Below are 13,645 nucleotides of genomic sequence, written 5' to 3' on the forward strand. Positions count from 1 at the left end.
AAACTTTTCTTAAGAATCTAGGGAAAATCCTTGTAATTCTGATTCGTTCATACTATACTGTAGTCAAACGCAACATGTCTATACAAGTTCACAAGGAGGCGCCAAACATGACCATTTTAGAATTATCATTTGCAACGAACCAACTAACGACGACTTTTTTTAACCATAAATTGGAACCGCTTCACCAAAAAACGTTCCCTTTTGAAGCCTTAACCATCGAAGAAACAGTTCCTGAATTGTGTCAATTGATTTTGGCAGAGGCTGCGCCGATTCTGGGGGGGATTGTGGCTGATTTCCCAGCGGACTTCTTTTCGCCAGAGGAAACGTTGGCGCTGGTTCCGCAAGCGGTGATTCAAGCGTTCGCAGAACAGTTGAACACGCCACTTTTAACAGCAGCTGAACAAGCGGCGGCACCGAATTTGCTGGAAGCATTTGAAGAAAAACGGCAGTATCTGGCTTGGCATTTAGATTATTATGGCTACGTACCTGGGAAAAATGAATATGCGGTGGAGTCCCTGTTAACTGTCGGCAATGGCTTTTTAGGCTTGCGCGGCACGACCCCTGAGATGACGATTTCTGATGATCATTATCCAGCGACCTACATTGCGGGGCTTTATAATACAGCGGCTTCGGAAGTTGCGGGTCAAGTAGTGGAAAATGAAGATTTCGTCAATGCTCCTGACAACCAACACATCGCTTTAAAAATTGGCGATGCCACTGACTGGTTAACGATTTCTCCAGACACGCTACAGCAATTACATCGTCAATTGAACTTGAAAACGGGATTGTTTGTCGCAGAAATGATTTTGAAAGATGCGGACAATCAGCAAATTAAATTAACGACGAAAAAAATTGCCAATATGGCGCAACCGAATGACTATCATCTGCAATATACGTTTGAGCCGTTAAACTTTTCAGCCCCGATTACTTTGAAAACCGTCACTGATGGCAGTGTCTACAACTATAACGTGGCGCGATATCGCAACTTAACGGCGAAACATTTTCAAGTGACAGAATTAAGCGCTCAGGAAAACAAAACCGTGATTGAGGTTTGTACCAAGCAATCCAACTTGACCGTCCGAGAAACGGCTTTAATAACCGGTGATTTTTTTGAAAAAGAAGCCATTACGATTCAAGAAGAAACAGAAAAAATCGCCCAAGTGGTGACAGTGATGGCGCATCAAGGAACGCGCTATACGCTAGAAAAACAAGTCTATGTGCAAGCCAGCCATGCCGAACAAAGTTGGCAGGTACCGTTTACGCCAAAGGGCTCTTTTGCGGCCGCCGCTCAGGAAAGCGCCCGCGCTTGGCAAACCCTTTGGCAACAAGCCAACATTACCGTGACAGGCGATTTGATGTCTCAAAAACTTTTACGGATTCACAGTTATCACTTGCTGGCTTCAGCTTCGCCTTTTAGTAACCAAGCGCAAGCATTGGACGTCTCGATTACCGCCCGAGGCTTGCATGGTGAAGCGTATCGTGGACATATTTTCTGGGATGAAATTTTTATTTTACCTTTTTATATTCAACATTATCCCGACACGGCGAAACAGTTGTTGTTGTATCGCTACCATCGATTAGAGAAGGCGAAGGAAAATGCGGCGGCCAGCCAGTATCGTGGCGCAATGTATCCGTGGCAATCAGGACGTGACGGGCGTGAAACCACGCAAAAACTTCACTTAAATCCGTTGAATGGACATTGGGGCGAGGATCATAGTATTTTGCAACGCCATGTGTCCCTAGCGATTGCTTACAATGCTTGGTTGTATTGGCATAGTACACAGGATCATGAATTTATGAAAAAATATGGCGGCGAAATGTTGTTAGAGATTGCTCAATTTTGGAACAGCGCCGCTACGTTAGATGAAGCAACAGGACGGTTCTTTATTGATAAAGTGATGGGACCTGATGAGTTTCACGAGGGCTATCCAGACCAAGCGGAAAGCGGCTTGAAAAACAACGCCTATACGAATTTGATGGTGGTTTGGCTATTCGAAGAATTAACCAACATCTTGGCACTTTTCTCTGAGGAAGAACAGGCACAACTTTTTGCCAAAACTCAGACCACTTCCGCTGATCTAGCCCGCATGCAACAAATTCAAAATTCACTGGAAATTGAAGTTAATTCTGACGGCATTATTGCGCAATATGAAGGGTATTTCGGTTTAAAAGAGATTGACTGGGCGGCGATGAAAGAGAAATACGGCAATATTTACCGCATGGATCGGATTTTAAAAGCTGAAGGAGAATCCCCTGATGATTACAAAGTGGCGAAACAAGCCGACACGTTAATGTTGTTCTACAACTTAGACAAAACTCGGGTGGATCAAATTTTAGAAGATTTAGGGTATCAATTGCCTGCGGATTATTTGGAAAAAAATCTTTTGTATTATCTAAAACGGACGTCTCATGGTTCGACTTTGTCACGAATTGTTCATGCCCAATTGGCAGAAATGGCGCAATTCCATGAGCTATCTTGGCAACTTTATCAAGAAGCGTTGTATTCCGATTATCGTGACATTCAAGGTGGCACGACCGCTGAAGGGATTCATACAGGGGTCATGGCTGCGACGATTCACGTTACTTTAGCGACATATGCAGGCGTTGACACGCGCCAAAACGAGTTATCAATTTGTCCAAACTTACCTGAACATTGGCAATCGCTGGCGTTCCAGTTTATTCATCAAGGCGTAACCTATCAATTTTCATTAACACAAACCAGTGTCACGATTACAGCAGATAAAGACACACAATTATTGGTTCAGGGCGCGTTGATTCCGTTAACCGCCGAACGACCAAAAGAAGTACATTATCAATAAAGGAGCGAACCACAATGACGATTGGATTTATTTTTGATTTGGATGGTGTCATTACTGACACCGCCAAATTTCATTATCAAGCTTGGAAAGCGTTGGCCGATTCGCTAGGTATCCCCATTGACGAAACCTTCAACGAAACATTAAAAGGCATTAGTCGGATGAATTCCTTGGACCGCATTTTAGCCCATGGCCACCGTGAAAATGCGTTTACTCCAGCAGAAAAAGAAGCCTTAGCTCAGCAAAAAAATGACCACTACGTTCAATTATTAGAACATTTAACAACAGAAGATGTTTTACCTGGTGTCGTGCCATTGCTACAGCAAGCCCAAGCACGTCACATTCCCTGTGCCGTGGCTTCGGCTTCAAAAAACGCGCCCCTGATTTTGGAAAAATTAGGCGTGCGCGCGTACTTCGCCACAATTGTCGATCCCGACTCGTTAAGCAAAGGCAAACCTGATCCTGAAATCTTTTTAGCCGCCGCTGACAGTATTGGCGTGCTACCGCAAAACGCCATTGGCTTTGAAGATGCACAATCAGGTATTGACGGCTTGAAAGCCGCGGGCATCTATGCCGTCGGCTTGTCGGCCAGCCAACCCTTAATCGGAGCCGACATGCAAGTCTCTGAAATGACTGAACTAAGCGTTGATACACTGCTCAATCGCTAAAGAATGACAAGAACCTTTAGCAGCAGATACCTCTTTTCATCTACATTGTATCTATAGAATGTAGATGAAAAGAGAGAGATGCGTCAACATACCTCTCTGATGTAGAGCCGTTTATGACGGTGACCGATTGTATTATTTAAAAATAACCGTGCTGGTCAAAGTTGACGGTTATTTTTCACAGCTTTTAGAATTTCACGGATTAACGATAAATTTATTCGTGCTTTTCGGGAAAATGTGCTATAATGAAAACGAAAAGAGAGATATGCGTTAACATACCTCTCTGATGTAGAGCCGTTTAAGACGGTGACCAATTTAGTTATAAAAAATAACCGTACTCGATCAAAGTTGACGGTTATTTTTTATTGTCATTTTTAAGCAATTTCACAATCAGCGCAATCAAAGCAATGGTAAACATACCAAACCCTAGGATCGTCTGAATTGTTTCATATGCTGACAAAAGGCCTCTCCTTTCTGTAAATTTTGGAAGTACGCTCATACGCACCACCTCACTTTCAGATTAGATAGCCACCGCCATAACTTCTCTACACTTAGATTATACCATGTAAAACTAAAAAATAATTAGTTTAAAATATATTTTTTTAGGAAAATGTGCTATAATAAAAACGAAAAGAGAGCTATGGGTCAACATGCCTCTCTGATGTAGAGCCGTTTAAGACGGTGACCGATTTTGTTACAAAAAATAACCGTACTCGATCAACGTTGACGGTTATTTTTTATTGTCATTTTTAACAGCTTTTTAGTTTCCAAGGACCAATACTTTACTATTAGCAACGAAGTTCACGGTCCTTTGTGCTTGTCTCCACATTCATTTTTTTTTGCTTATTGTTTAAATCCTACTAACGGAAAAATGAAATCAACGAATTTTATCCCCGCATAAAAACATAAGACAAACATCAAAATCTTAATTAAGATTTTGACAATTGGTCGTTCGATTATCTTTTTCATTTGTATACTCCTTTCCAATATTTTTTAAAGCTTCAACCTTTTTAATCTTTTTGACACCTATATTTTATCTAATTATAATAAAACTCGCAATAGAGGAAGCATCGTTTTTTCATTTCCTTTTTATTCCTTGATTAGTAGTTCAATTTGTAAACATATCATTCTGACAAAATAGAAAAGGTGGTCGTTGTAGTATCGAGACAAAATTATCTACAAAGAAAAAAACACTTCTTTATCTCCTGTTCACTTTTTTGACAGCCCTACCCAGCATAGAAGCATTAACTGGAATGAGCTTAATAGCTATAAAAAATAACGAAAAAGCCTTGATTATCTTTGATAGTGTACTATCTTTAATTATTATTATCGTGCTGTCAGTTTTCTATAAAAAAATAGTAAAGAAAAAAAAGCAAGCTATCTTTAAAAGTCTATTACTAGCTATTGGCATGTTCTTATTTTCTATTATTCTAAATTTACTTTTCTCACGCATGTCTACTCCAGAAAATCAACATTATATTAATGAAGTCCGAAATGTAGCACCTGTTTTAATGGCCCTTCATACTAGACTCTTTTCACCTATAATAGAAGAACTCCTGACTCGTGGCATTTTTATGAACTTATTTTTTATAAAAAACACCTCTCGAAGTGTCTTATGTAAAATATTTTTTTCTGGTCTTTTTTTTGGTCTTAGCCATGGACTATTACCATCAATTTCCATGCTTTTTTATTGTGGAATGGGCTGGGTTTTAGCCTCTACCTATTATTTCTGTAATAACAATCTCACGTATCCTCTTGCTATTCATTTGCTATTAAATAATTTATAATACACAAAAAAAACCGCCCACATCAGAAAAATGATGTGGGCGGTTTTTATAATTATTTATTTTTTGTTTCAAATAACGGGCTAACTGGTTTGTTTTCGTGGATACGTTTAATCGCATCTCCGATTAATTCACCAACGCTGACTTCGTCAATTTTAGCAATTTTACGATCATCAGATAGGTAAATAGAGTCTGTTACAACTAAGCGTTCAATTGCTGAATCTTCAATACGTTGTAAGGCTGGTCCTGATAAAACGGGATGTGTACAAGAAGCGTAAACGTCTTTTGCTCCGGCTTCTTTCAATGCGTTTGCGGCAAGAGAAATTGTCCCCGCTGTGTCAATCATGTCATCAATTAAGACACAGGTTTTGCCTTCCACATGACCAATGATATTCATTACTTCTGCTACGTTCGCTTTTGGACGTCGTTTGTCAATAATCGCAATTGGTGCTTTTAAGAATTCTGCCAATTTACGCGCACGCGTTACACCACCATGGTCAGGGGAAACAACAACGACGTCATCGCCTTGAATGCCGTGTTCGATGAAGTAATCGGCAATTAATGGTGCACCCATCAAATGATCCACTGGAATATCAAAGAAGCCTTGAATTTGGACCGCATGTAAGTCCAATGTCAACATTCTTGTTGCGCCAGCTTTTTCAATCATGTTTGCAACAAGTTTAGCAGTGATTGGTTCCCGGGCACGTGCTTTACGGTCTTGACGTGCATATCCATAATAAGGCATAACCACGTTAATTGTTTTAGCACTCGCACGTTTTAACGCATCAATCATGATTAATAGTTCCATTAAATTATCGTTAACAGGGCTACTTGTTGATTGAATGACATAAACATGTGCACCACGAATACTTTCTTCAATATTCACTTGAATTTCGCCATCACTAAATTGTGTTACAGAGCACTTTCCTAGCTCCACACCCACAGCATCCGCAATTTTTTCTGCTAAGGGACGATTAGAGTTCAAAGAAAAGATTTTCAATCTTGGATCAAAATAATGTTTCGACATTAGAACCTCCACTTTCTATTTCAGCCAATTCGTTAAAACTGAACAATACTTTCCTTCTAAAATAATAGTAGTCCTAGCCAAATAAATCAAGAGATTTTCTGTATTTCATACAAGATATTCATCAAAAGTCACTTTCTTCTAACTATTTTATCGTATTTGTCTAAAAAATGAGGATTATTTGAATAAAGAAAGGTACTCGCCATAGCCTTCTTTTTCTAAATCTGCCACTGGCACAAATCTCAAAGCTGCCGCATTAATGCAATAACGTAAGCCGCCTTCTTGGAGCGGACCATCAGTGAAAACATGCCCTAAGTGTGAATCCGCTTCTTGACTGCGAACTTCTACGCGGTGCATACCATGACTAAAATCAGCTTTTTCTTTGACGCCACGTTTTTCAATTGGTTTTGTAAAGGATGGCCAGCCGCAACCAGCATCGTATTTGTCTAGAGAGCTAAACAACGGTTCGCCACTAACAATGTCTACATAGATTCCGTCTTGGTAAAAGTCATCATATTCTCCTGAAAAAGGGCGTTCTGTTGCGTTTTCTTGTGTGACGGCATATTGAAGATCCGTCAAGGTTTGTTTTAATTCTTCTTCTGTTGGTTTTGTCATTCTGTCCACTCCTTTTCTTCTGTTCAATTTATTGGGTTCAATGATACCACGTTTGGCAAACCGGTACCTAATAGTTTGCATAGTAAAAGACAGTCCTTTCTCTTTTTGACGAATGAAAAGGACTGTCTTTTATTAGTTAAATTCTTTTAGTAGTCGGGCTACTTTGGTAATTGGCAAGCCCATAATGGCATAATAATCGCCGGCGATTGCTTCAATTAGTAATGCTCCTTGTCCTTGGATTCCATAAGCGCCTGCTTTGTCGGCATATTCTGCGGTATCTAAGTACGCATGGATTTCCGTGTCTGTCAGTGGATAAAACGTCACGGTTGAATGAACTGTCGCGGAGCGCTCTTTTTCCCCTTTTTTCAACGTCACACTTGTATACACGTCATGTGTTTTGCCACTTAGGAGGCGCAACATGCGATAACCGTCTTCCCGAGAAGTCGGTTTGCCGAGGATTTCTCCCGCCAATGCCACAATTGTATCGCAGCCAATGACTAGTGCTTCGGGGGATTGTTCTGCAATAGCCGTTGCTTTTTGGGCAGCCATTTGCGCCACATATTCTGCTGGTAAGCCGTCTTTGCCAACAGTTTCATCGATATCGGCTGGTACAATCGTAAAAGTTGGGACCACACGCTTTAATAACTCCTGACGGCGAGGAGATTGGGATGCTAAAATAATTTGCATAAATTGATGACGCCTCTTTTCTTTTTAATGGGGGTCTTGAATGCGTTTAAACATTCGTTCCATATCTGAATTCGTAAAATGAATCAGCACCGGACGTCCATGCGGACAATTAAACGGATTTTCGCACAAGGCCAAATCTTTTAATAGCACACGTGCTTGTTGCTCATTGAGGTAATGATTGGCTTTGATGGATCGCTTACAGCTCATCATAATGGCAGTTGCTTCACGGAATTTTTTCACGCTGACCGAGCCAGTTGTTAGCAACATGTCAATCATCTCGCGAACAATGCTTTCCTCTTCGCCTGCAGGATACCAAGTTGGGTGCGCCCGCACAATGAAACTATTTTGTCCAAAGTCTTCCAAATGGATGCCGACTTCCGCAAGGGTTTCTTTCTGCTCTTTAATTTTCAAGGCATCGCTATTTGGATAATCAAGAACTATTGGTACCAATAGTTCTTGTAAATCATCACTGACTTCGCCAATTTTTTCACGGAAGTACTCGTATTTAATTCGTTCTTGGGCAGCGTGTTGGTCGATAATAAACAGACCATCTTTGCTTTGTGCGAATAAATAAGTTCCGTGCATTTGACCGAAGTATTCTAACTCAGGAAAACGTTCTGTCGGTCGTTCTTCTTCCAACTTATTCAATGCTTGTTTCAGCTCTCTTTGGCTCGCAGCGCTATTGGCATTGAATTCTGGGTGAAGTTTCATTTCTTCTTGGAAAACTTCGTCAGCAGCCTCTGACGAACGCAGAGAAGGTTCTGAATCGGGCGCTTCAGTTATTTTTGTTTCTTCGGCTATTATCTGTTGCTCGTTACGAGATGTTTCCCAATGATTTTCGGAAACATCAGCTGCCGAAGAAGTCTCGTAAGCCGATGTTTCTTCCGCTACATTCGTTGATTCTGGCACTGGCGGCGCAAATGGATCGTCCATTGGGTCCACTGCTCTTTCTGTCTGATTGACAGCTTCAGGCGCGCTTGAGACTGATGTTTCGTCTGTCGCATGTTCCGCATAGAAGCGACCCGTTGCGGGGTTATAGCTTAAGCTGCCCGGCCGTTGTTTTACCGCAGGTTGTTCAGCCGATAAAGGAATTTCCATTTGTTCAGCTTTAGGTTCTGGCGGTAGTTTCTTTTTAAAACGCAAATTGTCGGCCGCATTGGGAATCAACTGTTCTTGGCTCAACACTCCTTGAATCGCCTGTTCAATTAATGCCATTAAATCTTTTTCTTTACTTAAACGAACTTCTTGCTTAGTAGGATGGACATTGACATCAACTAACAGCGGATCCATTTCAATTTCTAACACAGCAATTGGAAAACGCCCCACCATTAGTTTCGAACCATAGCCGGCTACAATTGCTTTATTTAACGCGAAATTTTTAATATAACGACCATTGATAATCGTTGATAAATAGTTACGGCTGGCCCGTGTGACTTCCGGCAATGAGACATAACCTGTCAAAGTAAAATCAAGGTCTTTCCCTTCAATTTTCAACATTTTCTTTGCGGTGCTAATGCCATAAATCCCCGCAATTGTTTGTTTTAAATCACCATTGCCTGTTGTACTCATCATTTTGTGGCCGTCATGAACCAAGCGAAAAGCGACTTTAGGGTGGCTTAACGCCAGACGATTGACAATATCACCGATATTAGCCAATTCCGTTTGGATCGTTTTGACGTATTTCAAACGAGCGGGCGTATTATAAAATAAATTAGAAACGGTCATTTTTGTGCCTTTACGGAGTGCTGCTGGTCGGTTTTCTTCGACCTTGCCCCCTTTTAGAATCACATAGCTGCCTTCTTCTTCCTCAGCTGTGGCAGTTTCGACGATCATTTCAGAAACTGAAGCAATACTTGGTAAGGCTTCGCCTCGGAACCCCAAGCTGCGAATTCGGAACAAGTCATCTCTTGTATGAATTTTGCTTGTGGCATGGCGTTTGAAGGCATTCAGTACATCTTCTTTGGCAATTCCTTCACCATTATCAATAATTTGAATGGTTTTCAAGCCAGCTTCTTCAATAAAAATATCAATTTGAGTGCTTCCTGCATCCAGTGCATTTTCCACCAATTCTTTGACGACAGAAGCGGGACGTTCAACAACTTCACCAGCAGCAATCTGGTTGGCTAGTTGTTCGGATAGTTCTTGAATTTTCCCCATTTCACGACCTCCTAACCGGTTCGGTTCCTAATTAGATACGTTTTTGCAATTGATGGAGCATGTTTAACGCATCTAGTGGTGTCATTTCTAATAGATTCATTTTCTTCAACGTGTCAATGACACTTAATTCTTCTGTTGAAACTTCTTTAAATAATGAAAGTTGCTCGGTTTCTTCATGGACTTCTGAAACTTCTTCATGATGAACTGAACTTGGAATCGTTGTTTCTTCCGCTTCTAAAGCGGATAAAATGGTGGCTGCTCGTTCTAAAAGCGGGCTTGGCAAACCAGCGATTTTAGCAACGTGTATCCCATAGCTCTTATCAGCAGGTCCTTCCATCATTTTATGAAGAAAGACCACTTCGCCATCTTTTTCGACAGCGCCCACGTGAATATTCTTCAAGCCTTTTAAAGTTTCATCTAGAACAGTTAGTTCATGATAATGTGTAGAGAATAGCGTTTTGGCTTGTACTTCACGATGGATATATTCAATGATGGCTTGCGCTAGCGCCATTCCATCATAGGTTGCCGTGCCGCGTCCTAATTCATCAAATAAAATTAGGCTATTAGGCGTGGCATGCCGCAGTGCTTGGTTAGCCTCCATCATTTCTACCATAAAGGTACTTTGCCCTGCAATTAGATCATCAGAGGCCCCAATCCGTGTAAAAATTTGATCGAAAATTGGCATTTCAGCACTTTCCGCTGGTACAAAACAGCCAATTTGCGCCATGACCACCGTCAAAGCCAATTGACGCATGTAGGTACTTTTCCCTGACATGTTTGGTCCAGTAATCAAGAGAATATCTGTTTCTGGGTTCATGCGGATACTGTTTGGAATGTATTCTTGGTGCCCTAAAACTTTTTCCACGACTGGGTGTCGTCCTTCGACAATCGCCAAATTTTTCGTGTTACTTCTTAACGTTGGTCGAACGTATTGATACCGTTCACTAATTGTTGCAAAAGATTGTAAAACATCAACCGCACTAATGGTTTTAGCCAGTGTTTGCAATCGATCAATATTCGTTTTCACTTGTTCTCTCACGGCCAAGAACAATTGATATTCTAGTTCAACTGATTTTTCTTCAGCTTCTAAGATTAAACGTTCTAATTCTTTTAGTTCTGGCGTAATAAAGCGCTCCGCATTGGCTAATGTTTGCTTACGCTCGTATTTTCCTTCTTCTAAATTCGCTAAATTTGACTTAGTGATTTCAATGAAATAACCAAAGACCCGATTGTAACCAATCTTCAAGTTTTTAATCCCTGTTTCTTGGCGTTCTTTCGCTTCTAACTCCGCTAACCATTGCTTACCATTGCGCATGGCATCACGGTATTCATCTAATTGGTCGTTATAGCCGTCCTTAATAACATTTCCTTCAGTAATTTGCAAAGGGGCTTCTTCATTAATCGCCGTCGCAATCAATGCCACTAAATCTTCAACAGGGTTTAAGTCGACTAACAAATCATCCCATTCCCCTTGATTGATCCCGACAATTAATTGTCGAATCGTTGGTACTTGTTCTAAAGAGGTCCGTAATTGAATTAAATCACGCCCATTCACACTGCCGAATGCCACGCGTCCTGCTAACCGCTCTAAATCATAAACGTTCGTCAATGCTGCTTGCAAATCTAAGCGTTCAAAATAGGCATTTAATAGGGATTGCACCATTTCTTGACGCACCTTAATTTGACGTTCCTGAATCAGCGGACGATCCAACCATTGTTTTAATAAACGGCCGCCCATAGCTGTTTTCGTTTCATCTAATAGCCACAAAAGAGTTCCTTTTTTCTGTCCTGTTCGAATCGACTGACTCAATTCTAAATTGAATTTAGAATAATGATCCATTTTTAAAAAATGATCTGGCTGATATTCCACAGCTTTCTGAATATGGGACAAGCTCCGCTTTTGGGTAACGGATAAATAAGATAATAATTTGCCTGTAATTTCAATTTCTAATGGATTAATCAGCTCATTGGTTAAAAAACTAAACTCGGCATTTTCTTCCACCGTTTCTTGTGTCGAAAAAATGATATTTAAACGTAAACTTAAGTTTTCTTTTAACGATTCAGGAATCCCTGAACCTAGGACCATTTCTTTTGTTTGCAACGCAGAAGCTTCGTTCAAAACGCCCTCTTCATCAGCCAAGACTGCTGTTTTTAATTCGCCTGTACTCAAATCTACATAGGCAAAACCGAACTGATTACCATCTGTTAGCACAGCGGTTAAGTAATTATTGTCTTTGGCTTCCAAGCCTTTACTATTCATCACCGTTCCTGGCGTTACCAACTGGACCACTTCTCGTTTGACCATGCCCTTGGTAGTCTTTGGATCTTCCACTTGCTCACAAATCGCTACTTTATAGCCTTGCTCAATCAACGTATCAATGTATCCTTGCGCGGCATGATAAGGAACGCCACACATAGGAATCGGATCATCCGCATTGCGGTTACGACTGGTTAACGTCAATTCTAAGATTTGCGCTGCATTGATAGCATCTTCATAAAATAATTCATAAAAATCACCTAAGCGATAAAATAAAAACGCATCCTTGTATTGGGCCTTAATGGATAAATATTGTTCCATCATGGGTGTATTTTTTGTCTTTTGTGGCATTTAATTCCCTTCCTTCTCTAGCTCTTCGTTCACGCGGTATTGAATGAGCGCCGTGACATGTTGGACTAAGTCATTGGCTTCGATCAGTTGTTCGCGGTAGGCTACAACGAGTGGGTGCTCATCAAATTCTTTTGTTTTCGCATCGGCTCGTTGAATGGCTTCTTTTTCAGCAGTTGGTTTGCCATAGTGAGCAAATTGAACCGCATCTTTTTGCGCAGCTTTAATTTCTTCCACTAATTCTGTCAGCTTTTTGTTTTTCTTTACCTTTTCTTCAATCGCTTGGTAGCGCTGAATGACTTCATCTTGTCCAATTAAATGTAACAATTTTTCTAATTCTTTATTGCTTTGTGCATCTAAATTCAACGGCTCCATTTTTTTCACCTTCATCTTTCACCGGCACTTTTTCTATAAGAGCAGAAAAAGTTAACCTCTTAATGATCCGAGATTAACTTTTCTTCTATTATTCTTGAAACGGGCGATCTTCACTAATCTGAATCGGCTCAATCATCTTCGCTTGGCCCGTTTGGTCATCAATCTCTAAAATACAGGCAGATAAAATTGTCCGCCCTGTTTCGACTACCTCAAAGCGCTTCGGCAATGCTGTCATAAACTTCTCAATAATCGGTTCACGCTTCATTCCTAGAATCCCATCATAAGGTCCGGTCATACCGACATCACTTAAGAAGGCTGTCCCTTTCGGTAAAATTCGGGCGTCATTTGTTTGAACATGCGTATGTGTTCCAACAACGGCTGAAACTTGGCCATCTAAAAACCAGCTCATGGCTTGTTTTTCACTTGTCGTTTCGCCATGAAAATCCACAAAAATGAGCGGTGTTCGTTTGCGAGCGATAGTCACTAGCTCGGCGGCTTTCTTGAAAGGATCTTCCAATGGCACCATAAATGTGCGGGCCTGTAAATTAATCACCGCTAGTTCCAATTGATTGACTTTCACAAAAACCATTCCTTGACCAGGCACATCTTCTGGAAAGTTCGCTGGACGAACCATTTTCTTGGCATCATCAATGAATTCAAAGATATCCTTGTTGTCCCACGTATGGTTGCCCATCGTAACAACATCGACACCATCTTGCAAAAATTTCTTATAAATCTTGCCAGTAATTCCCCGACCAGATGCCGCATTTTCACCATTGGCAATGGTCACTTGTGGACGATATTTCTTCTTTAATTTAGGGACATACGTTGCTAGGGCTTCTCTTCCTAAAGAACCGACAACATCTCCTATAAATAATATACGCAAAAAGGTTCCTCTTCTCTTTTTAACATCTCTT

Annotated in this window: 12 protein-coding genes; 3 read left to right on the plus strand and 9 right to left on the minus strand. The window is 40.8% G+C overall.

Features of this window, described 5'->3' with window-relative positions; translation table 11 throughout:
- The first annotated feature begins 74 nt into the window (after nt 1-74).
- Nucleotides 75-2,819: a glycoside hydrolase family 65 protein gene (locus IGL49_RS11330; RefSeq protein WP_104854411.1), complete on the plus strand. Its 2,745-nt coding sequence runs from the start codon at nt 75-77 to the stop codon at nt 2,817-2,819.
- Nucleotides 2,820-2,833: 14 nt separating this feature from the next.
- Nucleotides 2,834-3,484 (plus strand): beta-phosphoglucomutase, encoded by a 651-nt coding sequence (gene pgmB, locus IGL49_RS11335; protein ID WP_104854410.1) that lies wholly within the window; start codon nt 2,834-2,836, stop codon nt 3,482-3,484.
- Nucleotides 3,485-3,836: 352 nt separating this feature from the next.
- On the opposite strand, the gene pepG1 is transcribed toward pgmB, so the two are convergent.
- Nucleotides 3,837-3,980, minus strand: a complete 144-nt coding sequence (pepG1, locus tag IGL49_RS11340) for a type I toxin-antitoxin system toxin PepG1 (protein ID WP_002392696.1) — start codon at nt 3,978-3,980, stop codon at nt 3,837-3,839.
- A 344-nt stretch (nt 3,981-4,324) separates the two neighbouring features.
- The gene (locus tag IGL49_RS11345; protein WP_258078332.1) at nt 4,325-4,450 is read right to left on the minus strand and encodes a hypothetical protein; all 126 of its coding nucleotides are present in this window, start codon (nt 4,448-4,450) and stop codon (nt 4,325-4,327) included.
- Nucleotides 4,451-4,734: 284 nt separating this feature from the next.
- Between IGL49_RS11345 and IGL49_RS11350 the strand changes: the two genes are divergently transcribed.
- Nucleotides 4,735-5,268, plus strand: a complete 534-nt coding sequence (locus tag IGL49_RS11350; protein ID WP_104854409.1) for a CPBP family intramembrane glutamic endopeptidase — start codon at nt 4,735-4,737, stop codon at nt 5,266-5,268.
- Nucleotides 5,269-5,320: 52 nt separating this feature from the next.
- On the opposite strand, the gene IGL49_RS11355 is transcribed toward IGL49_RS11350, so the two are convergent.
- From IGL49_RS11355 to IGL49_RS11385, 7 genes are all read right to left on the minus strand, one after another.
- Complete coding sequence (locus tag IGL49_RS11355; RefSeq protein WP_002381060.1) at nt 5,321-6,292, minus strand: ribose-phosphate diphosphokinase; 972 nt, start codon at nt 6,290-6,292, stop codon at nt 5,321-5,323.
- A gap of 174 nt (nt 6,293-6,466) precedes the next feature.
- Nucleotides 6,467-6,904: a peptide-methionine (R)-S-oxide reductase MsrB gene (gene msrB, locus IGL49_RS11360; RefSeq protein ID WP_002354871.1), complete on the minus strand. Its 438-nt coding sequence runs from the start codon at nt 6,902-6,904 to the stop codon at nt 6,467-6,469.
- Nucleotides 6,905-7,036: 132 nt separating this feature from the next.
- Nucleotides 7,037-7,591, minus strand: a complete 555-nt coding sequence (locus IGL49_RS11365; protein WP_104854408.1) for a Maf family protein — start codon at nt 7,589-7,591, stop codon at nt 7,037-7,039.
- Nucleotides 7,592-7,615: 24 nt separating this feature from the next.
- On the minus strand, nt 7,616-9,748 hold the full coding sequence (mutL, locus tag IGL49_RS11370; protein WP_104854407.1) for a DNA mismatch repair endonuclease MutL: 2,133 nt from the start codon (nt 9,746-9,748) through the stop codon (nt 7,616-7,618).
- 31 nt (nt 9,749-9,779) lie between these two features.
- Nucleotides 9,780-12,356 (minus strand): DNA mismatch repair protein MutS, encoded by a 2,577-nt coding sequence (gene mutS / locus IGL49_RS11375; RefSeq protein WP_033597607.1) that lies wholly within the window; start codon nt 12,354-12,356, stop codon nt 9,780-9,782.
- Nucleotides 12,357-12,743: a RicAFT regulatory complex protein RicA family protein gene (locus IGL49_RS11380; RefSeq protein ID WP_002359008.1), complete on the minus strand. Its 387-nt coding sequence runs from the start codon at nt 12,741-12,743 to the stop codon at nt 12,357-12,359. It abuts the gene before it with no gap.
- Nucleotides 12,744-12,816: 73 nt separating this feature from the next.
- A complete protein-coding gene (locus IGL49_RS11385; RefSeq protein WP_104854406.1) occupies nt 12,817-13,614 on the minus strand; it encodes a TIGR00282 family metallophosphoesterase in 798 nt (265 codons plus the stop codon).
- Nucleotides 13,615-13,645 lie beyond the last annotated feature (31 nt).

Origin of the sequence: Enterococcus sp. DIV1337a, from assembly GCF_051712285.1 — a bacterium.
In the GTDB taxonomy this organism is placed as follows: domain Bacteria; phylum Bacillota; class Bacilli; order Lactobacillales; family Enterococcaceae; genus Enterococcus; species Enterococcus faecalis.

Coding starts and splice junctions, on each gene's coding strand:
- IGL49_RS11380 (WP_002359008.1), bottom strand. CDS start 12,743: ATGAAGGTGAAAAAAATGGAGCCGTTGAATTTAGATGCACAAAGCAAT.
- IGL49_RS11330 (WP_104854411.1), top strand. CDS start 75: ATGTCTATACAAGTTCACAAGGAGGCGCCAAACATGACCATTTTAGAA.
- pepG1 (WP_002392696.1), bottom strand. CDS start 3,980: ATGAGCGTACTTCCAAAATTTACAGAAAGGAGAGGCCTTTTGTCAGCA.
- msrB (WP_002354871.1), bottom strand. CDS start 6,904: ATGACAAAACCAACAGAAGAAGAATTAAAACAAACCTTGACGGATCTT.
- mutS (WP_033597607.1), bottom strand. CDS start 12,356: ATGCCACAAAAGACAAAAAATACACCCATGATGGAACAATATTTATCC.
- pgmB (WP_104854410.1), top strand. CDS start 2,834: ATGACGATTGGATTTATTTTTGATTTGGATGGTGTCATTACTGACACC.
- IGL49_RS11355 (WP_002381060.1), bottom strand. CDS start 6,292: ATGTCGAAACATTATTTTGATCCAAGATTGAAAATCTTTTCTTTGAAC.
- IGL49_RS11345 (WP_258078332.1), bottom strand. CDS start 4,450: ATGAAAAAGATAATCGAACGACCAATTGTCAAAATCTTAATTAAGATT.
- mutL (WP_104854407.1), bottom strand. CDS start 9,748: ATGGGGAAAATTCAAGAACTATCCGAACAACTAGCCAACCAGATTGCT.
- IGL49_RS11365 (WP_104854408.1), bottom strand. CDS start 7,591: ATGCAAATTATTTTAGCATCCCAATCTCCTCGCCGTCAGGAGTTATTA.
- IGL49_RS11350 (WP_104854409.1), top strand. CDS start 4,735: ATGAGCTTAATAGCTATAAAAAATAACGAAAAAGCCTTGATTATCTTT.